Below are 20380 nucleotides of genomic sequence, written 5' to 3' on the forward strand. Positions count from 1 at the left end.
GTCGGCATGGATCGAGCGCGTTATCTGGAGTGTCTGGCCGCGGACGAGCGGCGCCTGCGGGAGCTGGCGACCGGTGATCTGACCGTCCGGGTGCCGACGTGTCCGGACTGGACGCTGGGTGACCTGGTCGAGCACGTCGCGATGGTCTACCTGCACAAGGTGGCGAGCATGCGGCACGGTCAGCCCCGGGACTGGCCACCGCCGGTCCCGGAGAGCGAGCCGGTCGCCCTGCTGGACCGGGCCTACGTTGAGCTGACGGCCGAATTCGCCCACCGGCCCGATGAAGAGGCCAGCGAGACGTGGTACGAGCCGGATCAGACGGTCGGGTTCTGGGTGCGTCGGATGGCGCAGGAGACGGTCGTCCACCGGCTCGACGCCGAACTCGCCGCCGGGGCGAAGATCACCGAATTACCCCCCGACCTGGCCGTTGACGGGGTCGACGAGGTGCTGGGCTTCCTGTCGTACGCGTCGCGGAAGTGGCCGGACGAGTTCGTCGGCCGGCTGCCCGAGACCGAGCGCCGGGTGCTGATCACCACCGACGGCACCGGGTGGCTGGTCCGGCTCGGGCCGACCAGGATCAGCGTCGAGCCGGTGGTCGGCCCGGATCGCCTGGTCGGCCCGGTTCCGGCCACCGGAACCGATCAGGCGGCCGGAACCGATCAGGCGGCCGGAACCGATCCGGCCACCGGAACCGATCCGCTGGGCGAGGCGCTGGTCGGCACGGATCAGGCGGGCACGGATCAGGCGGGCGCGGCCACGGTCGGCACGGATCCGGCGGGTGGCTCCCCGGCGTCCGTTCCGGTGGATGCCACCTCGGCCCAGGTCACGGCAGCGCCCGCCGACCTGCTGAGCTGGGCGTGGCAGCGTGGCGGCGACGCCGCCGTGCGGATCGACGGAGACGAGGGCCTGGTACGGCAGCTGCGTGCCGCGCTGGAACTCGTGACACAGTAGGCGTTCCGTGCAGCCGTCCGGTGGGTTCGCGGAGTGTAACGGAACGGTTCTGGTATCCGAATTCGCTGGCAGCCACCCATGACAGGGCATAGCGTCGATATCGTGGCCGACGGGTTGGTGCTGGCGCTGGCAGTGCTCGGTGTCGCATGCCTGCCGGTCGTCGTGGCGGGGGTGGTCTGCGCCGACGAGTTGATCGACCGGATCGTGTGTGGATTCGGCGAATGGCGTGACCGGCGCCGGGAGCGCCGCGTCATCCTCGGGATGGAACGGACGATGACCGTGGGGCGACCGCCGCAGGCCGTGGACCTCACCGCACTCGACCGGATCCAGCAACCCTCCATCGAGGAGGTCGCCGCGGACCTGCGCACGTTGGGTCGGCAACGGCTCAACGTCGGCGATCGGTCCTCCCAGGCGCTGCGGCACACGGTCCAGGAGGCGTACGACGAGCGCCTGCGGTTGGCCAGCCGCTTGCTGGGGGTCACCGAGCACCTCCACGGGCTTGCGGGTGTCGACCTCGACATCGAGCGGGTACGCGTCGAAGGCGAGCTCCAGGCCGCCGGATTACGGGTGCCGACGGTCGTCGAGCAGCGCGGCCGTTCCTGAACGACGGCGTCCGCGGTGCGACTCTTCGTGGCGCTCTACCCGCCACCAGCCGCACTGGACGACCTTGACGCACGGCTCGCCGGCCTGCGGATCGGCGCGGCCACGGCGCAGGGGATCAACGTCCGCCGGCCGGCCCGGGACACCGTACACGTCACCCTGGCCTTCCTCGGTGACGTCGAGGACGAGCGGTTGCCCGACGTGGAGGCGGCACTCGGTCGCGCCGCCGCGGCCTGGCGGGCGCAATTCGCCAACGGAGCACGGTTACGGCTGGGCGGTGGCGGACGCTTCGGTCGGGGTCGGTTCAGCATCCTCTGGGTGGGGCTGGACGGCGATGTTGATCCGCTCCGCCGACTGGCCGCGATCATCCGCCGGGAGCTGCGTCGGTCGCGGATCCCACACGACCGGCGACCCTACCGGCCACATCTGACGGTGGCCCGACCCGGTGACCGGATCCCGGCTGCGGACGTGACGGCCGATCACGCCGAGTTGAACGGGTACGCCGGACCGAGCTGGTCGGCCGCCGAGATGGTGCTGGTTCGCAGTCATCTGGGCCCACGGTCGGAGCATCAGCGGCTGGCCCGCTGGCCGCTGATCTGACCCGATCCGACCATGGTCCCGGCCGTGGCCTGACTACGGGTCCCGGCCTTGGCCTGACTACGGGTCCCGGCCTTGGCCTGACTACGGGTCCCGGCCCTGGCCTTCTGGATCCCGGGATGACGGCCAGGATCTTCGGTCCCGGCATGGTGGCCAACGGTCCTGATATGACGGACAGACCTTCGGTCCAGGATGGCGGCCGTCCCGGGATGACGGCCGGGATGTCGGTCCCGACGACGAGGCCGGGACCTTTCGATCTCAGGACGGCGGCACCTCCCGTGAGTCCATACCTGAGAGGCATAACTATGACTTTCAGGTATGGACATCACCGGGGCATGGTTCGGTGTCGAGGTCACGTTCGGTAGCGGGCCCTGTTTCGGCAGGACGGAACTACCAGGCCCACGCCTCGGGGCCCGGTCCACCGTTGCCGACCGGCGGGAACAGTTCGTCCAGCCGACCCAGCGCCGCCTCGTCGAGTCGCACGTCGAGGGCGCCGAGGGACGCGTCGAGCTGCTCGGCCGTGCGTGGACCAACGATCGGCGCCGTCACGCCCGGCCGGGACAGCAGCCAGCCAAGCCCCACATCCGCCGGGTCATGGCCAAGTTCGGCGCAGAACTTCTCGTACGCCTCGATGACAGCCCGGTTCTCGGCCAGTCCTGCGGCCGCGCGCCCGCTGGCGCTCCGCGCCGCACCGCCCTGCTCGATCTTGCGTAGCACCCCGGCCAGCAGGCCGCCGTGCAGCGGTGACCACGGGATGATGCCCAACCCGTAGTGCTGCGCGGCCGGGATGACCTCCAGCTCGACGTGCCGGGTCATCAGGTTGTAGATGCACTGCTCGGAGACGAGGCCGAAGAAGTTACGCCGGTCGGCCACGGCCTGTGCCTGTCCGATGTGCCAGCCGGCGAAGTTCGACGAACCGACGTACAGCACCTTGCCCTGCGCGACCAGCGTCTCCATCGCCTGCCAGATCTCCTCCCACGGCGTGGTCCGGGAGACATGGTGCATCTGGTAAAGGTCGATGGTGTCGGTCTGCATGCGACGCAGCGACTCTTCGCAGGCCCGGATGATGTGCCGGGCGCTCAGTCCACGATCGTTGGGCCACTCGCTCATCCGGCCGTACGCCTTCGTGGCCAGCACGACCTTGTCGCGGCGCCCACCACCCTGGCCGAACCAGCGACCGATGATCTGTTCGCAGAGGCCGTCTCCGAGCTTCTGGCCATAGACGTTGGCGGTGTCGAAGAAGTTGATGCCGTGCTCCAGCGCGCGATCCATGATGGCGAAGCTGTCCGGCTCACTGGTCTGCTGGCCGAAGTTCATCGTGCCCAGGCAGAGACGGCTCACAGACAGGCCGGTGCGGCCAAGGTTTGTGTAATCCATGCCTCAACCCTGTCACGCGGGCACTTCGAGTGCCCTGTAAGTCGAGCAGGCATCAAGTGCATCAAGAGCCGAGCAACCATACGGGTCGGGTGCCCGGGTGCGGACCTGCCCGCACCCGGTGGTGCGGGCAGGTCAGGAGCTTTCGCGAGCGGCCGGGCCGGAGCCGAAGAGGACGTCGTCCCAGCTGGGCAGCCGCTTGCGAGGCTTGCCGCTGGTCTCCGTGGACTCGCTGCCGCCGGACTGACCAGCGGTCCGCCGGGGCCGGAGAACCGCGAGCGAGGGCACCGCCGGCACCTCCTTGGGCAGGTCGGCGTCGTCGTCGAACGCGGAACCCTGGCCGCCCCCGAGCAGCGCGGCCGCTCCGCCGCCCACCGGACGCTGGCGCGGCGGCTCGGTGCTGCCAAGCGCGGCCGGATCGAGGCCGCGACCGGCCGACGATCCCAGCGGACGGTCCAGCGAGGCGAGCAGGGCGTCCCGTCCGGCACGGATCGGGTCGCGGGCCGGGCGGCTGGTGTCCGCAGCCGCGGGCAGCCCATGGCCACCACGGCCGGGCTCGACCCGGGAGGGACCCGGCAGCGCGTGACCGCTTCGTTCCGGGGCCGGCTCCTGGCCGAGGATCGGCGTCGGCCGCTCGGCGCACAGGTACTGCGCCATGTCGTCGTGCGGGGTCACCGTCTGGCGGCTCTTGTCGAGGTCCCAGATGGCCTGCGCGGTGGCCTTGCCCGAGGGCCAGGTGGCGACGATCCGCCAGGTGCCGTCGTCCCGCCGGTACGCGTCCCAGGAGATCTTCTCGGTGTCGATGCCATGCTGAGCGAGCCGACCATCCACCACCTCGGCCAGCGGCGTCGGCTTCTCGGCGGACTTGAGTCGGGTGCGGCGGGCATGCTGAGCGAGCATCGCGCGCTCCTGGAGCACCGGGCCGGCGTACCGCAGCACGCGGTCGACCGGGACACCCGCGATCCGGGCCACGTCCTCCGCCGACTCACCGGCCCGAATCCGTGCCTGGATGTCCCGTGGCGACAGCGAGGGCACCGGGTCACCGGCCGACGGGGCGATCGCGAGCGGGGGTGAGCCCGGCTCGTTGTGCAGCACTGTCGCGATCCGCTCGTCGATGGGCAGCGCGAGCAGCCGGCCCACCTCATCGGAGAGCACCAAGGCCTGGCCGTCCTCGGAGAGGGCGACGAAGCGTACTGGGCGCATCGCGTTGCCTCCGTCCCGCTTCGCTGGCCATCGCCGCCCGGGTGGCCACCCGGGCTTACCTCGACACGGTACGCCGGTCAGGATACCGATGGGGGGAGCCACGCCCGCATTTTGCGGGTGCCGCCGGGTCGGCCGGAAGCGTTCCGGCCCGGCCCGGCGGCCCGCAGAGCCAGGTCAGAGCTGGTCGAGCACGTAGTCGACGCAGCGGGTCAGCGCCTCCACATCGGCGGGGTCGATCGCGGGGAACAGCGCGATCCGCAGCTGGTTGCGGCCGAGCTTACGGTACGGCTCGGTGTCCACAATGCCATTCGCGCGCAGCACCTTGGCGATCGCGGCGGCGTCCACCCCGTCGGCGAAGTCGATCGTCGCGACGACGTTCGAACGCAGCGCCGGGTCGAGCACGAACGGGCTGGCCACGGCGGAGCGCTCGGCCCAGCCGTACACGATGCCCGCGCTCTCTGCGGTCCGCTTGGCGGCCCAGGACAGGCCACCCTGGCCGTTCATCCAGTCGGTCTGCTCGGCGGCCAGGAAGATGGTGGCCAGTGCCGGGGTGTTGTACGTCTGCTCCAGCCGCGAGTTGTCGATCGCGGTGACCAGGTCGAGGAAGGCCGGAACGTACCGCGAGGCCCGGACCTCGGCGGCCCGCTCCAGCGCGGCCGGCGACATGAGCGCGATCCAGATCCCGCCGTCCGAGCCGAAGCACTTCTGCGGGGCGAAGTAGTAGACGTCCGTCTCCCGCACGTCGACCTCCAGGCCGCCCGCCCCGGAGGTGGCGTCGACCAGCAGCAGCGCGTCGTCGTCCGCGCCGGTGACCCGGCGGATCGGGACGGCCACGCCGGTCGAGGTCTCGTTGTGCGGGGTGGCGTAGGTGTCGATGCCGGCCTCGGCGGTCAGCGCCGGAGCCGAGCCCGGGGCCGCCTTGCGGATGGTCGGCTCGGCCAGGAACGGCGCGTCGGCCACGGACTTGGCGAACTTGCTGCCGAACTCGCCGAAGCTGGCCAGCTGGGCCCGCTCGCGGACCAGCCCGAACGCCGCCACCTCCCAGAACGCCGTGGTGCCGCCGTTGCCGAGCACCACCTCGTAGCCGTCCGGCAGGTCGAAGAACTGGGCGATGCCGCGCCGCAGCCGGGCGACCTGGTCGCGGACCGGCTTCTGCCGGTGGGAGGTCCCGAGGTAGCTCGTCGCCACGTCGGCCAGCGCCGAGACGGCCGCCGGGCGGACCTTGGACGGTCCGCAGCCGAACCGGCCGTCGGCGGGCTTCAGGTCGTCGGGGATCCGGATGGTGGAGACGTCAGCCACGGTGATCGGAGATCCTTCCGAACGGGACCGCCTGGTCGGCGGTCCACGGCGGGTGTACCCCCGCCGACGAGTCCGCGCCACGTGGCGCGTCACCCGGCCGACGGCGGGTGCGGACCGGCGACGTTGCCGTGTCCCCATCCTCGCACCCGCTGCCCGGCTCCCGGCCAGCGGTTCGGGCCTGGGCCGGTGAGGTGTCCACCACACCGGCCCTGGCCAGCGGTTGGGCGGGTGCCGTGAGGTGTCCAACACAGTGCCGCCCCGGGCGTTAACAAGGGCCCCCTGCTATACGCGAAGCGATAACAGGGGGCCCTTCCTTGCCGGTCAGGCGTCGTGGGGGACGGCGTCCCAGCCTTCGACGTCGCTGGGCTTGCGGGGAGCGGGGCCGACGTACTTCGCGGACGGCCGGACCAGCCGCTTGAGCCGCTTCTGCTCCAGGATGTGCGCGCTCCACCCGCCCATCCGGGCACAGGTGAACATCGAGGTGAACATGTGCGCCGGCACCTCGGCGAAGTCGAGCACGACCGCCGACCAGAACTCGACGTTGGTGGCGAGCACCCGGTCGGGGCGCCGGGCCTGCAACTCGGCCAGCGCCGCCTTCTCCAGCGCCTCGGCCACCTCGAACCGGGGGGCGCCGAGCTCCTTCGCCGTGCGCCGGAGTACCCGGGCGCGCGGGTCCTCGGCCCGGTAGACCCGGTGCCCGAAGCCCATCAACCGCTCGCCCCGGTCGAGCACGCCCTTGACGTACCCTTCGGCGTCGCCGCTGCGCTCGACGGCCTCGATCATGCCGAGCACCCGGGACGGCGCCCCGCCGTGCAGCGGACCGGACAGCGCGCCGATGCCCGAGGAGATGCAGGCCGCCGCGTCCGCCCCGGTCGAAGCCACGATCCGGGCGGTGAACGTGGAGGCGTTCATGCCGTGCTCGGCGGCCGAGATGAAGTAGGCGTCGACGGCCTTGACGTGCCGGGGATCCGGTTCGCCGCGCCAGCGCTTCATGAACCGCTCGACGATCGTCTGCGCCTTGTCGATCTCCTTCTGCGGTACGGCCGGCAGGCCGAGGCCGCGCGCGGACTGCGCGACGAAGGACAGCGCGGTCACCGAGACCCGGGCCAGGTCCTCCCGGGCCCGCGCGTCGGCGATGTCCAGCAACTGGTCCAGTCCCCAGTACGGCGCGAGCATCGCCACGGCGGACTGCACGTCCACCCGGATGTCGCCGGAGTGAACCGGGACCGGGAACGGTTCGGCGGGCGGCAGACCGGGACCGAACCGTCCGTCCACCAGTAGCGCCCAGACATTGCCGAAGGAAACCTGACCGATCAGGTCCTCGATGTCCACCCCCCGGTAGCGCAGCGAGCCGCCCTCCTTGTCGGGTTCGGCGATCTCGGTCTCGAAGGCTGTCACGCCCTCCAGGCCCGGCTTGAAGTCGGACATGTGCTCTCCCGGGTTCGGTCGTCCGCGCGCCGGGGCGGCGCCCCGACGTTTCCGGGCGTGGCCGTCCCGACCTCCTTGGATGTGTTCGGACTTGGATGTGTTCGGAACATCTTGCCCCCGTCCGGCGCGGTGACGCGAGCCTCCCCGGGTGTGCGACGCACGACAGTCGGCCCGGCCCCGGGGCCCGCGCCGACCCGACGGGAGCCCGTTTCCCGCCTCGGTCGCGGGCCCGGGCCGGGCTGGTCCGGGGGCCCGCGCCGGGCCTGGCCTGCTGGGTTGTACCAGGATGAGGGGGTGAACGAGCCTCCTTCCCCGGCTGACATGCGCCGCGAGTACGACACCGAGCGCGGGCTGCGGCGCGCGGATCTGGCGGCCGACTGGCGCACCCAGTTCACCCGCTGGTTCGCCGACGCGGTGGCCGCCGGGCTGCCGGAGCCGAACGCGATGATCTTCGCCACGGCTGACGCCGCCGGTCGGCCCAGCACCCGGACCGTGCTGCTCAAGGAGTACGACGACCGTGGGCTGGTGCTGTTCACCAACTACGGGTCGCGCAAGGGCGAGGAGGTACGGGTCAACCCGTACGGCAGCCTGCTGTTCCCGTGGTTCCCCATCCGGCGGCAGGTGGTGGTCCGCGGCTCGGTGGAGCGGGTCGACCGGGCCGAGACCGAGGCGTACTTCGCCACCCGGCCACGCGGTGCGCAGCTCGGTGCCTGGGCCAGTACCCAGTCCCGGGTGCTGCCCGACCGGGCCGCGCTGGATGAGGCGTACCGGGAGGTGGCGGCCCGGTTCGGTCGGGACCGGTCGATTCCCGCGCCGCCGCACTGGGGTGGCCTCCGGGTGGTGCCGGAGACGGTGGAGTTCTGGCAGGGGCGGGGCAGCCGGCTGCACGACCGGCTGCGGTACCGGCGGCTGGCGGCCGGCGACTGGATCATCGAGCGGTTGGCTCCGTGAGCCGGGTCGAGACGGGCCACGACAGCTCCGCCGACCAGCCCAGACCCACCGGGCAGGACGGCCTCGCCGGCCAGCGCAGCCCCGCCGACCGGCCCAGGCCAGCCGGACCGGACACGCCCGCCGGGCGGGCCCGCTGGGCCATCGACGTACGGCCGCTGCGGACCCCCGACTATCGCCGGCTCTGGCTGGGCACGGCCGTCTCGTCGTACGGCTACCAGTTCACCGCGGTGGCCGTACCGGTGCAGATGTTCACGCTGACCCGCGACTCGCTCTGGGTGGGTCTGCTCGGTATGGCCGGATTGGTTCCGTTGCTGGTCTTCGGCCTGTGGGGTGGCGCGGTGGCCGACGCGGTCGACCGGCGGCGGCTGTTGCTGGTCAGTTCGCTGCTGGCCTGGGCCGGTACGCTCGGCCTGCTGGCGCAGACGGTGTTGGGGGTGGCCAGTCCGGTGCTGCTGCTGGTACTGGTCGCCGTGCAGGCCACGGGATTCGCGGTCGCCTCTCCGGCGCGGCAGACGGTGATTCCCCGGCTGGTGCCCCGCGATCTGCTGCCGGCGGCCAACACGCTGCGGCACACGACCTTCCAGGCCAGTTCGGTGCTGGGCCCACTCACGGCCGGTCTGATCTTCGCGACCTGGTCCGAACCGGTGGCGCTGCCGATGGCGTACGCCGTGGACGCGGCGCTGTTCACGGTCTCGCTGTGGGCCACCCTGCGGCTCCCGGCGATCCCGCCGGAGGGCGCGGCGTCGGGTGGGGTCCGCGCCGCCGGCCTGCGCAGCGTCGCCGAGGGCTTCCGCTACCTGGCCGGTACGCCGGTCGTGCTGCTGTCGTTCGCCATCGACATCATCGCCATGGTGCTGGCCCTGCCCCGGTCGCTCTTTCCCGAGGTGGCGGCCGACCGGTTCGGCGGTGGTGCGGCGGTCGGCTGGCTGTACAGCGCCATCGCCATCGGGTCGGTGTTCGGCGGGCTCACCTCGGGCTGGATCGGCCGGGCGCGCCGGCAGGGCGCCGCCCTGGTGACCGCCGTCGTGGGCTGGGGTGTGGCGGTCGCCGCCGCGGGACTGGCCCGCCAGCTCTGGCTGATGGTCGCCCTGCTCGCCCTGGCCGGGGTCGCCGACCTGGTCAGCGCCGTCCTTCGGCAGTCCATGCTCCAGACGTACGTGGCGGACCGGCTGCGCGGTCGGTTGCAGGGGGTGAACACGGTGGTGGTGACCGGCGGTCCCCGGCTCGGCGACCTGCGCGCCGGGAGCAGCGCCGCGGTGCTGGGCGTCGGCGTGGCCTGGGTCGGCGGTGGGGTGGCCGCGGCCCTGCTGGCGTTGGCGCTGGCGATGGCGTTTCCGGCACTGCGCCGTTACCGGACTGCGGACGACGGGGGCGGGACCGGCGGCGAACCGATATCGTCGCCGGCATGAACAACGTCGAACCGGACGGACGGCCACCCTCAGGCGCACAGTGGACGATCGCGGCCAACGGCCACGAGGCCGTCGTGGTCGAGGTGGGCGGCGGGCTGCGGTCGTACCGCCATGGAGATGTCGACTACCTCGACGGGTACGGGGTCGACGAGATCTGTCCGGGCGGTGCCGGTCAGGTGCTGGCGCCGTGGCCGAACCGGATCCGGGATGGTCAGTACAGCTTCGCGGGGCGGACCCTCCAGCTGGACCTCAGCGAGCCGGAGCGGAACGTCGCGATCCACGGCCTGGTCAACTGGGTGCCGTGGCGGCTGGTGGAGCAGGCCGAGGACGCGATCGTGGTCGAGTACGACCTACCGCCGACCCCCGGCTATCCGTGGGCGTTGCGCCTGCGCAGTCACTGGAGCGTCGGGGCGGACGGGCTGCGGGCCGAGCACGAGGTGACGAACGTCGGCTCCGACGTGGCTCCGTTCGGGTTCTCGGTCCACCCGTACCTCCAGCTGCCCGGCGTGGCGGTGGACGATCTCGTGATGCGGCTGCCGACCCGGACCCGGGTGCTGGTGGACGGGCGGCTGCTGCCGATCGGCGCCGCCCGGGTCGCTGGCACCGAATACGACTGGACCAGCGCGCGGCCGATCGGCGACGCGCAGCTCGACCTCGCCTTCGGTGAGGTGATCCGGGACGACGACGGTGGCTCGGCGGTCAGCCTGACCGCTCCGGACGGCTCGGCGGCGGTCCAGATCTGGGCCGACGGGGAATTCGGCTGGTGGCAGGTGTTCACCGGTGACAGCCTGACCGGCGCGCGGCACCGGCGGTCGGTGGCGGTGGAGCCGATGACCTGCCCGCCGGACGCCTTCCGGTCCGGCAAGGACGTCATCGAGCTGGCCCCCGGGCAGGACTGGCGCGGCACCTGGGGCATCCGGCCCAAGGTTTGAGTGAAGCGGGCGTGGACGTGGAGTTCTCCGAGGTGGTGCGGCGCCGCCGGATGGTGCGTAACTACGACCCGGACCGGCCGGTGCCGCCGGAGCTGGTGGACCGACTCCTGGACCAGGCGGTGCGGGCGCCCTCGGCCGGCTTCTCCCAGGGTTGGGGATTCCTGGTGCTGGAGTCCGCCGCCGACCGGGACCGGTTCTGGGCGGCCACCACACCCACCTCAGGAGCGCAGCCGGAGCCGAAGTCTGGCGGAGGTGAGCACCGGCCAGAGCTTCCCTCAGGAGCGCAGCCGGAGCCGAAGTCTGGCGGAGGTGAGCACCGGCCAGAGCTTCCCTCAGGAGCGCAGCCGGGCAACCGGTGGTTGGCGGGCATGCGCCGGGCGCCGCTGATCGTCGTACCGCACGCGAACAAGTCGGCGTACCTGGATCGGTACGCCGAGCCGGACAAGGGCTGGACCGACCGGGACGAGGCCCGCTGGCCGGTGCCGTACTGGCAGATCGACACCGGGTTCGCGAGCCTGCTGATCCTGCTCACGGCCGTCGACGAGGGACTGGGCGCGTGCTTCTTCGGCATCCCGCCGGAGCGGGTCGACGGGTACCGTGCCGCGTTCGAGGTGCCCGACCGGTACCTGCCGATCGGCGCGATCACCATCGGCTACCGCGCGCCGGACCACCGGTCTCCCTCGCTGCGCCGGGGGCGGCGGCCGGTGACCGAGGTGGTACACCGCGGCCGGTGGAGCGGGCCGGCAGTCGCGTCGTGACGACGCCCGAAGACCGGCCGGTCCCGAACATCCGGGCGGATCCGGACTTCGGGTTGAGTGACGAGACAGCCGTAACGAAACTGACATCCTGTAACAAACTGCGAGCTGGTAGCGGGTGGCTAGGCTGACCGACAATGCCGGGGCGTCCGGCTCTGCCGGTGGGGGAGGGGAGCGTACCGCCGTGATCTTCAAAGCGGTCCGGGACGGGCGTCCGTATCCGGAGCACGGGCTGACCCTGAAACAGTGGTCCGAGATCCCGCCCCGCCCGCTGCGGCTCGACCAGCTGATCACGACCAAGCGGGAGCTTGCCCTGGACAAGCTGCTCGCCGAGGATTCGACCTTCTACGGGGACCTGTTCCCGCACGTGGTGCAGTGGAACGGTGGCCTCTACCTCGAGGACGGGTTGCACCGCGCGTTGCGGGCCGCGCTCCAGCAACGGAACCAGATCCACGCCCGGGTGCTGGTGCTGCCCCCCGCGGGTGGCTGAACGCCGCGCCCGGCCGGGTGGACGTTCCGGTGCTGAGTGAACGTTAAGGTGGCGGGCATGACTGCGCGACGGACCGCCGGTGCCTGGACCACCCCGGAGGAACTGCTCGACCTGGACGCCTCGCTGACCGTCGAGGAGCGCGAGATCCGCGACGTCGTGCGTCGGGTGGTCGACGACCGGGTCCGGCCGCACATCGCCGAGTGGTACGAGCACGGCCGGGTTCCGGTCCGCGAACTGGCCACCGAGTTCGGTCGGCTCGGCCTGCTCGGCATGCACCTGACCGGCTACGGCTGCGCCGGCTCGTCGGCGGTCGCCTACGGGCTGGCCTGCCTGGAACTGGAGGCCGGTGATTCCGGGGTCCGTTCGCTGGTGTCCGTGCAGGGATCGCTCGCGATGTACGCGATCTGGCGGTACGGCGACGCTGAGCAGAAGGAACGCTGGCTGCCACGGATGGCGGCCGGTACGGCGATCGGCTGCTTCGGGCTGACCGAGCCGGACCACGGTTCGGATCCGGCCGGGATGACCACCCGGGCCCGGCGGGACGGGTCGGACTGGCTGCTCACGGGCGGCAAGATGTGGATCACGAATGCGCCGGTCGCCGACGTGGCGGTGATCTGGGCCCGGGAGGTCGCGCAGGACGGTGCGGCCGGCCGGGTGCGCGGTTGGGTCGTACCGATGGATTCGCCCGGGGTGACGACCCGGGAGATCGGTCGGAAGATGTCGCTGCGGGCGTCCGCGACCGGCGAGATCGTGCTCGACGACGTCCGGTTGCCGGCGGACGCCGTGCTGCCGGCGGCGACCGGGCTCGGCGCCCCGCTGTCCTGCCTGACCGAGGCGCGGCACGGGATCGCCTGGGGCGCGCTCGGCGCGGCCCGCGACTGCCTGCACACGGCCCTGCGGTACGCCTGCGAGCGGGAGCAGTTCGGCCGGCCCATCGCGGGTTTCCAGCTCACCCAGGCCAAGCTCGCGGACATGGCGCTCGAACTGCAGAAGGGCTACCTGCTGGCGCTGCACCTGGGCCGGCTGGCCGACCGGGGCGCGCTGCGGCCCGAGCAGGTGAGCGTGGGCAAGCTGAACAACGTCCGCGAGGCGCTGAAGATCGCCCGCGAGTGCCGCACGATCCTGGGCGCCAACGGGATCAGCGGTGAGTATCCGATGCTCCGGCACGCCAACAACCTGGAGAGCGTGCTGACCTACGAGGGCACGTCCGAGGTGCATCAGCTGGTCATCGGGCAGCGGTTGACCGGGCTCAACGCCTTCGGCTGACCCCGCTCGCCCCGTGCGGATCCCGCTCGCCGGCCGGCCCCGATCCCGCTCGGCGATCGACCCTGACCCCGCTCGCCGGACGAGCGCCGGTCGGGTCGCGAGTGTCGTACCCGACTTGTACGGTGTGCCAGGTCCCTGCCGAGTGGGCATGTACCGCGACGTAACCGGGTAACTGGATACGGCAGTCTGGTGAGGACGGTGAGGATGATGGCCCCGAGCGACGGTGTCAACGAACCCACGAGGGAGTTCCCGGAGTTTGCCGCGGGTCGGGCCGAGCCGCCGCACTCCGGGGTCGGGCCGCACTCCGGGGCCGCGTCGTATTCCGAGGAGTCGTATTCCGGCGCGGGCTCGGGCGAGGGCGACCCGTCGTACGACGGTGCCGAGTTGTCGCGCGGCGCCGAGCCGCCACCCGCCGACGCCGGCGGTGCGACCCCCGGCCCGCCCCCCGCTCCCCGCTCCCGGCTGCTGGGCTGTGGGTTGTTCACCCTCGTCGCCGTCATCGGCGTGGCGGTCGTGCTGGTGCTCGGCCTCCAGGGCGCGGGCCTCTGGCCACACCTGCGCAATCCGTTCGGCAAGGAGCAGACCGACCGCAGCCAGCCGCCGCTGCTCACCTCGATCCAGGACCTCAGCCGGTACGTCGCCGCCGAGGGCAACTTCCAGGTGGTCGTCGACCTGCAGAACGACCGGAAGTACGTGCCCGACTTCCTGCTCAACGACCGTACGCTGTTCGTCGGGGCCGGCTCGGTCGAGGCGTACGTCGACTTCTCGAAGATCGGTGAGGGCGCGGTGACCGAGTCGGCGGACCGCAAGACGGTCGAGCTGAAGCTACCGGCCCCGCAGCTCGACTCGGCCCATCTCGACCTGGAGAAGAGCTACGTCTTCGCCGAGAAGCGCGGCCTGCTCAACCGGCTCGGTGACGTCTTCGCCAACGACCCGAACCGGCAGAAGATGGTCTATCAGACCGCCGAGGAACGGATCACGGCGGCCGCCCGGGACAGCGGGCTGGCCGACCGGGCCCGGGAGAACACCCAGAAGATGCTGGAGGGCCTGTTGCGCTCGCTGGGCTACGAGAAGATCACCATCACGTACGTCACCCCGTGATCGCCCGGTCCGGCCGGTCGGCGGGTCCACCGCCCGGCCGGACACGATCATCGTCGGGGTCACCCGGGCGCGATCGGTTCGGCGTCGCCCCGGGCCCGGTCACCGGGCGGCCAGGTGCCGGTCCTCGTTCGGCATCAGGATCCAGAGCACCAGGTAGATGATCACCTGGGTGCCCGGAAGCAGCAGCGACAGCACGAACAGCAACCGGATCAGACCGGCTGACATGCCGAACCGGCGTGCCAGTCCGGCGCAGACGCCGGCGATCATGCGGTTGTCCCGGGGGCGTACCAGCTTGCGGTTCATGGGTTCTCTCTCCCCAACTCGCGGCCCGCGCGGCCACATCTGTTTTCGACAGTAGGTCCGCCCGGCCAGTCCGCCGTCGTCCCAGGGGACGATCCGGAGCGGCCGTACCCGTAGGTGTTACCCCGCGCCCGGGTCGGGAACGCCTGCGCCGGCCCGATCACCCGCGACGGCGACTCGATCACCCGCGCCGCCGGCTCGATCACCCGCGCCGCCGGCTCGATCACCCGCGCCGCCGGCTCGATCACCCGCGCCGCCGGCTCGATCACCGCGGCGCCAGCCGGCGTCCGTTCGATTCCGATGATCTTTTGGCTCCGGGGTCGGTTGTCCGGAATGTCCCGCACGGAGGGCCGGTTCCCGCAGGTCGGCGGGCGGGTCGCGGGCACCGAGATAGGCTCGCGGACCGGTGCCCGGCACGGTGTGGTGACGGGGAGGGGAGTAGGGCCATGATCAGCGTGTTCGACCTGTTCTCGATCGGGATCGGGCCGTCCAGCTCGCACACCGTCGGCCCGATGCGGGCGGCCCGTACGTTCGTGTTCGGGCTGAAGGCCGACGGTCTGCTCGCCGAGACCGTCCGGGTGCGGGCCGAGCTGTTCGGCTCGCTCGGCGCCACCGGGCACGGCCACGGCAGCGACCGGGCGGTGCTGCTGGGACTGGCCGGTGAGGCGCCGGAGACGGTCGACACCGACCGGGCGGACGGCTGGCTGGCCGAGGTACGCGCCGCCGGCCGGCTCGACCTGCTGGGTGTGCACGAGATCGCCTTCGACACCGACCAGGACCTGGTGCTGCACCGCCGTCGGTCGTTGCCGTTCCACCCGAACGGGATGACCTTCACCGCGTACGACCGGTCCGGGGTCGAGCTGCGGAACCGGACGTACTACTCGGTGGGCGGCGGCTTCGTGGTGGACGAGGACGCGACCGGCGCCGACCGGATCAAGCCGGACGACACGCCCGTGCCCCACCCGTTCCTGACCGGCGCGGAACTGTTGGCGATCACCCGTCGGACCGGCCTGTCGATCGGTCAGGTGATGCTGGCCAACGAGTGTGCCCGGCGCTCCGAGGGCGAGGTGCGGGCCGGCCTGATGGAGATCTGGCGGGTGATGCGGGAGTGCGTCGAGCGCGGCTGTGAGCGCGACGGCACCCTCCCGGGCGGCCTGCGGGTCCGCCGCCGCGCCGCCGAGCTGTGGCGCAGCCTGTCGGCCGAGGCCGGCGGGGACCCGTCGGGCGGGTCCGCCGAGCAGGATCCGTTGCGGGCGATGGACTGGGTGACCCTGTTCGCGCTCGCGGTGAACGAGGAGAACGCGGCCGGCGGTCGGGTGGTGACCGCCCCCACCAACGGCGCGGCCGGGATCATCCCCGCGGTCCTGCACTACTACCAGCGGTTCGTGCCGGGGGCCTCGCCGGACGGGGTGGTCCGGTTCCTGCTCGCGGCCGGGGCGATCGGCGTGTTGTTCAAGGAGAACGCCTCGATCTCCGGGGCCGAGGTCGGCTGTCAGGGCGAGGTGGGTTCCGCCTGCTCGATGGCCGCCGCCGGCCTGGCCGAGGCGCTCGGGGGCACGCCGGAGCAGGTGGAGAACGCCGCCGAGATCGGGATGGAGCACAATCTCGGGCTCACCTGTGACCCGGTGGGCGGTCTGGTGCAGATCCCGTGCATCGAGCGCAACGCCGTGGCCAGCATCAAGGCGATCACCGCGACCCGGCTGGCGCTGCGTGGCGACGGGGTGCACCACGTGTCACTGGACAAGGTGATCAAGACGATGCGGGAAACCGGCGCTGACATGAAGGTGAAGTACAAGGAGACGGCACGAGGCGGGTTGGCGGTCAATGTCATCGAATGCTGAAATCCCCGTCGGACCGGTACTCACCCCGGCCGCCACCCGCTACCCGGGGTGATTTCCGGCTGCTAACCTATGGCGCGCCCAGCGGTTGCCCCGCCCGAGTGCGGTGGCCGCCAGCCTTCGGCGTGTCGACGCGGCACCCCCATGATCGTGCGGTGGTCACACCGCATCGTTTTCGTCCGGTGCTGGCTCGGCAGGCACAATGGGTTCTGTCCAGGCGGCCGCTTCGCGGCCGGGAGGAGTCACAGGTGAGCCGAGGACGGATCAGCGCGCCGTCGCGGGAGGACCGCGCGGCAGCCGCGCCGGGTGGAGGAGGGCAGCGATGACGTCAGCAGTGGCTGATGTGTGGGCCCACCGGAACGCCCTGGTACTGCTGGTGCGCCGGGACCTCGCGGTCAAGTACCAGCAGTCGGTGCTGGGTTACGTCTGGTCGTTGATCGAACCGTTGGCCATCGGCGCCATCTACTGGTTCGTCTTCGGTGTGCTCTACCACACCAACAAGCACATCCACGCGTACCCGTTGTTCCTGATCAGCGGGATCTTCGCCTGGCAGTGGATCAACTCCGGGATCGGCGAGGCCACCACGGCGCTGACCGGCCAGGCCCGGCTGATCACCACCATGAAGGTGCCCCGGCAGGTCTTCCCGTTCGGTCGGATCATCGGCCGGTTCGCCGAGTACGCCGCCGGCCTGCCGGTGCTGGTCCTGCTGGCGTTCTGGTTCGACCAGCTCTCCTTCGGCTGGCATCTGCTGGCGCTGCCGCTGGCCGTGGTCCTGTCGTTCGTCTTCCTGACCGGCCTGGCGCTGCTGCTGTCCTCGCTCAACGTGCTGCTGCGGGACATCGACCGGTTCATGCGGCTGGTCACCCGGGTGCTGTTCTACGCGACGCCGATCATCTATCCGCTGTCCTTCGTCCGAGAGTCGCACATGCCCGGCTGGGCCAAGGTCGTCTACGAGGCGAACCCGCTGGTCGGCATCCTCCAGCTGTTCCGTGCGGTGTGGTACCCCGACCAGTTCCCCGAGGCCAGCCTGCTGGTCAGCTCGGTGATCGGCAGCCTGCTGGTCCTGCTCATCGGCAACTGGGTGTTCCGCCGGCTCGAGCCCGCGGTGTTGAAGGAGCTGTAGTGAGCCAGCCCATCATCGAGGCACGCGACCTCGGCATCCGCTTCGTCCGCAACCGCCGCCGGCAACTGCGGCTGCGGGAGATGTTCATCCACCGAAACCGGCGGCAGCCGAGTTCCGAGGAGTTCTGGCCGCTTCGGCACCTCACCTTCGACATCCAGCCGGGTGAGGCCGTCGGGATCATCGGCAAGAACGGTACCGGCAAGAGCACCACGCTGCGGTTGATCGCGGGCGTGCTCATCCCGGACGAGGGCTCGATCACCGTCCGGGGCAAGGTCGCGCCGCTGCTGGAGCTGTCCGCCGGCTTCTCGAACGACCTGACCGGCCGGGAGAACGTCCACCTGGTCGGTTCGCTGCACGGCCTCAGCCCGGCGTTCCTGCGGGCCAAGTTCGACGAGATCATCGACTTCGCCGGCGAGCAGGTGCAGAAGGCGATCGACACCCCGGTCCGGCACTACTCCTCCGGGATGAAGGTGCGGCTGGGCTTCTCGGTCATCTCCCAGCTGCAGCATCCGGTGCTGCTGGTGGACGAGGTAATGGCGGTCGGCGACGCCGAGTTCCGGGCCAAGTGCTACGCCACCATCGAGCGGCTGCTGGGTGAGGGCCGCACCCTCGTCCTGGTCTCGCACAACGAGCCGGACCTCACCCGGTTCTGCAAGCGTGGCCTCTACCTCAACCGGGGCGAGCTGAAGGTGGACGGCACCATGCAGGAGGCGCTGGACGCCTACAACAACGTGGTTCGGACGTGACGCGGGGAATACTGCTCACCTCCGCGACGTCCGCTGAACTCCCCGCCCGGTCCGACGGGCAGCTCCTGGCGGACCGGTTGACCGACCAGCTACGCCGGGCCGGCTGCGACCGGGTTGCCGTCACCGGTGACCCGACCGAGCTGGCCCGACTGGTCGAGGAGTCCGCCGAGCCGGTGCTGCTCTGCGCCGACGATCTGGTGGCGCACTCGGCGCTGCTCTGGCATCTGGCCACCAGCCCGGCCGGTCCGACCGTTGCCCTCGTGCTGCCCGAGTCTCCCGGCCCGGGCCGCATCGGGGTCCGCGAGGACCGGGGTCAGGTGGTGGGCGCCGCACCGGCCGGGTCGACCGGCGAGACCGCCGGGGCGACGTTCGGCGGCGCGTTCCGGGTCGGGCCGGCCGATCTGCCGGCACTGGCCGCCGCCGCCCGGTCGGTCGCCGCCGACGGTCCAGCCGCCGGCTCCGTCGCGACCCACCCGGCGCCGGCCACCCTGCCCGACCGGCTCTTCGCGGCGCTGGTCGGCGCCGGCACCCTGATCCACAGTCAGCGGGTACGGCTGCTCGTGGCGCGTCGGGTGAGCACCGGTGCCGAACTGCGCGAGGCCGAGGCGGCGGTGGCCGCCGTACGGTCCGAACCGGCGCAGCTGCGGCTCGCGGTCAAGGAACGGGACGACTTCTTCACGACGTACTTCGTCAGCACCTGGTCCCCCTGGGTGACCCGGCTGGCGGCCCGGGTCGGCCTGGGACCGACCGGCGTCACCGTGCTGTCGGTGCTGCTCGCCGTCGTGGCGGCGGTGCTGTTCGGTCTCGGTGGCCGGCCGGCGCTGGTCCTCGGCGCGGTGCTGCTCTACCTGGGCTTCGTGCTGGACTGTGTGGACGGTCAACTGGCCCGCTACACCCGCAGGTTCAGCCCGTGGGGTGGCTGGCTCGACACGATGGCCGACCGGGCCAAGGAGTACGTCGTGTACGGCGGGCTCGCCGTCGGGGTGGAACGGGCCGGGCTGGGGCCGGGCTGGGCCCTGGCCATCGCGGCGATCAGCCTGCAGACCGTGCGGCACATGACCGACACCTGGTACGGCGTGCTCCACGACGAGGCGGCCCGTCGGCCGGTGTCGGTCGGCACCGGGGGCATCGGCGCCCGGCTCAGCCAGGCGTCCACCCGGGTGCAGGCGGACACCGGTTCGCCGGGTTACTGGCTGAAACGGACCGTCGTCTTCCCCATCGGTGAGCGGTGGGCGCTGATCGCGGTGACGGTCGCGCTGTTCAACCCGCTGGTCAGCCTGGTCTCGGTCCTGGTCTGGGGTGCGCTGGCGGCGGCGTACACGCTCGCCCTGCGCACGCTGCGGTCCCGGGCCATGCGGGTGCCGGTGATGTCCACCGTGGACACGACGCTGTACCGGGACGATGGCGTCCCGGCCCGGTGGCTCGGTGCGGCGGTCTCGCGGCTGGGCCGCCCGCCCGGACCGCTGCCGCTCGCGACGGTCGCGGCGCTGGCCGCCGCCGGCCTGCTCGCGGCGACCCTGACTGCCTCGCCAGGTGGTGGTTCATCCTGGTGGGCCCTGCCGGCCGCCCTGCTGGCGCTGGTCGCCGCCGTGCCGGCCGGCCGGCCACACACCGGTGCGCTCGACTGGCTGGTACCGGCGGCGCTGCGGATGACCGAGTTGCTGTTCGTGATCGCGGCGGGCGTCCTGGGCGCGGTGCCCGGGTGGCTCGTCTTCACCCTGTTGCTGGTGCTGGCGTTGCACCACTACGACCTCACCGCCCGGCTGGAGAAGCGGGCGGCCCGGCCTCGGTGGCACCCGTTCGGTTTGGGCTGGGACGGGCGTATTATCCTGCTCGCCGCCGTTGTTGCCGCCGGTGCGGCGACTGCCGGCTTCGCAGTGGTCGCGGGTTATCTGTTCGTCACCTCGGTGTTGGGCGCGATGTCCGGTTGGATCGTCGTGGCCCGGTCTGGACGGCAGGTGGCCGGTTGAGAACCGGACGATATTGTTGTGGTGAACTCCAGTGCGTCCAGTCGGCA

20 protein-coding genes are annotated in these 20380 nt (G+C 71.7%); 15 read left to right on the forward strand and 5 right to left on the reverse strand.

The features are described 5' to 3' along the window. The first annotated feature begins 6 nt into the window (after positions 1 to 6). From ACXN5W_RS02500 to thpR, 3 genes are all read left to right on the forward strand, one after another. Positions 7 to 951, forward strand: coding sequence for a maleylpyruvate isomerase family mycothiol-dependent enzyme (locus tag ACXN5W_RS02500; RefSeq protein ID WP_473156471.1), 945 nt, complete (start codon positions 7 to 9; stop codon positions 949 to 951). Positions 952 to 1053: 102 nt separating this feature from the next. Continuing rightward, positions 1054 to 1554 carry a hypothetical protein gene (locus tag ACXN5W_RS02505; RefSeq protein ID WP_473156472.1) on the forward strand — a complete coding sequence of 167 codons (501 nt, stop codon included), beginning with the start codon at positions 1054 to 1056 and terminating at the stop codon, positions 1552 to 1554. Positions 1555 to 1569: 15 nt separating this feature from the next. After that, positions 1570 to 2151, forward strand: coding sequence for an RNA 2',3'-cyclic phosphodiesterase (thpR, locus tag ACXN5W_RS02510; protein WP_473156473.1), 582 nt, complete (start codon positions 1570 to 1572; stop codon positions 2149 to 2151). Between the two features lie 387 nt (positions 2152 to 2538). On the opposite strand, the gene ACXN5W_RS02515 is transcribed toward thpR, so the two are convergent. The 4 genes from ACXN5W_RS02515 to ACXN5W_RS02530 all read right to left on the reverse strand — a co-directional run bounded on the left by ACXN5W_RS02515 (position 2539) and on the right by ACXN5W_RS02530 (position 7452). Then, the gene (locus tag ACXN5W_RS02515; RefSeq protein WP_473156474.1) at positions 2539 to 3525 is read right to left on the reverse strand and encodes an aldo/keto reductase; all 987 of its coding nucleotides are present in this window, start codon (positions 3523 to 3525) and stop codon (positions 2539 to 2541) included. 132 nt (positions 3526 to 3657) lie between these two features. After that, positions 3658 to 4725: a septation protein SepH gene (gene sepH, locus ACXN5W_RS02520; RefSeq protein ID WP_473156475.1), complete on the reverse strand. Its 1068-nt coding sequence runs from the start codon at positions 4723 to 4725 to the stop codon at positions 3658 to 3660. Positions 4726 to 4899: 174 nt separating this feature from the next. Beyond that, positions 4900 to 6024, reverse strand: coding sequence for a phosphoserine transaminase (gene serC / locus ACXN5W_RS02525; protein ID WP_473156476.1), 1125 nt, complete (start codon positions 6022 to 6024; stop codon positions 4900 to 4902). A gap of 321 nt (positions 6025 to 6345) precedes the next feature. Next, a complete protein-coding gene (locus ACXN5W_RS02530) occupies positions 6346 to 7452 on the reverse strand; it encodes a citrate synthase 2 (RefSeq protein WP_473156477.1) in 1107 nt (368 codons plus the stop codon). 321 nt (positions 7453 to 7773) lie between these two features. Here ACXN5W_RS02530 and pdxH point away from each other — a divergent pair, with 321 nt between their 5' ends. From pdxH to ACXN5W_RS02565, 7 genes are all read left to right on the forward strand, one after another. Next, positions 7774 to 8403, forward strand: coding sequence for a pyridoxamine 5'-phosphate oxidase (gene pdxH / locus ACXN5W_RS02535; protein ID WP_473156511.1), 630 nt, complete (start codon positions 7774 to 7776; stop codon positions 8401 to 8403). Between the two features lie 140 nt (positions 8404 to 8543). Then, positions 8544 to 9812, forward strand: coding sequence for an MFS transporter (locus ACXN5W_RS02540; RefSeq protein ID WP_473156512.1), 1269 nt, complete (start codon positions 8544 to 8546; stop codon positions 9810 to 9812). Then, the gene (locus ACXN5W_RS02545; protein ID WP_473156478.1) at positions 9809 to 10744 is read left to right on the forward strand and encodes an aldose 1-epimerase family protein; all 936 of its coding nucleotides are present in this window, start codon (positions 9809 to 9811) and stop codon (positions 10742 to 10744) included. Before ACXN5W_RS02540 ends, ACXN5W_RS02545 begins: the two co-directional genes overlap by 4 nt. A 17-nt stretch (positions 10745 to 10761) precedes the next feature. Continuing rightward, positions 10762 to 11502: a nitroreductase family protein gene (locus ACXN5W_RS02550; RefSeq protein ID WP_473156513.1), complete on the forward strand. Its 741-nt coding sequence runs from the start codon at positions 10762 to 10764 to the stop codon at positions 11500 to 11502. A 181-nt stretch (positions 11503 to 11683) separates the two neighbouring features. Beyond that, a complete protein-coding gene (locus ACXN5W_RS02555) occupies positions 11684 to 11989 on the forward strand; it encodes a type II toxin-antitoxin system VapB family antitoxin (RefSeq protein ID WP_473156479.1) in 306 nt (101 codons plus the stop codon). A gap of 57 nt (positions 11990 to 12046) precedes the next feature. Then, complete coding sequence (locus ACXN5W_RS02560) at positions 12047 to 13255, forward strand: acyl-CoA dehydrogenase family protein (RefSeq protein WP_473156480.1); 1209 nt, start codon at positions 12047 to 12049, stop codon at positions 13253 to 13255. A gap of 207 nt (positions 13256 to 13462) precedes the next feature. Then, positions 13463 to 14356, forward strand: a complete 894-nt coding sequence (locus ACXN5W_RS02565) for a DUF4230 domain-containing protein (protein ID WP_473156481.1) — start codon at positions 13463 to 13465, stop codon at positions 14354 to 14356. A gap of 99 nt (positions 14357 to 14455) precedes the next feature. Here ACXN5W_RS02565 and ACXN5W_RS02570 read toward each other — a convergent pair whose 3' ends face one another. Beyond that, positions 14456 to 14659: a PspC domain-containing protein gene (locus ACXN5W_RS02570; RefSeq protein WP_473156482.1), complete on the reverse strand. Its 204-nt coding sequence runs from the start codon at positions 14657 to 14659 to the stop codon at positions 14456 to 14458. Positions 14660 to 14773: 114 nt separating this feature from the next. Here ACXN5W_RS02570 and ACXN5W_RS02575 point away from each other — a divergent pair, with 114 nt between their 5' ends. The 5 genes from ACXN5W_RS02575 to ACXN5W_RS02595 all read left to right on the forward strand — a co-directional run bounded on the left by ACXN5W_RS02575 (position 14774) and on the right by ACXN5W_RS02595 (position 20333). After that, positions 14774 to 15106, forward strand: coding sequence for a hypothetical protein (locus ACXN5W_RS02575; RefSeq protein ID WP_473156483.1), 333 nt, complete (start codon positions 14774 to 14776; stop codon positions 15104 to 15106). After that, positions 15103 to 16497 carry an L-serine ammonia-lyase gene (locus ACXN5W_RS02580; RefSeq protein ID WP_473156484.1) on the forward strand — a complete coding sequence of 465 codons (1395 nt, stop codon included), beginning with the start codon at positions 15103 to 15105 and terminating at the stop codon, positions 16495 to 16497. Before ACXN5W_RS02575 ends, ACXN5W_RS02580 begins: the two co-directional genes overlap by 4 nt. 319 nt (positions 16498 to 16816) lie before the next feature. Beyond that, complete coding sequence (locus tag ACXN5W_RS02585) at positions 16817 to 17617, forward strand: ABC transporter permease (RefSeq protein ID WP_473156485.1); 801 nt, start codon at positions 16817 to 16819, stop codon at positions 17615 to 17617. Further along, positions 17617 to 18363, forward strand: coding sequence for an ABC transporter ATP-binding protein (locus ACXN5W_RS02590; protein ID WP_473156486.1), 747 nt, complete (start codon positions 17617 to 17619; stop codon positions 18361 to 18363). The genes ACXN5W_RS02585 and ACXN5W_RS02590 overlap by 1 nt, the downstream gene beginning before the upstream one ends. Further along, entirely contained in the window at positions 18360 to 20333 is a 1974-nt protein-coding gene (locus ACXN5W_RS02595) for a DUF5941 domain-containing protein (protein WP_473156487.1), read from the forward strand. Before ACXN5W_RS02590 ends, ACXN5W_RS02595 begins: the two co-directional genes overlap by 4 nt. Positions 20334 to 20380 lie beyond the last annotated feature (47 nt).

Source organism: Plantactinospora sp. A48, assembly GCF_055793945.1.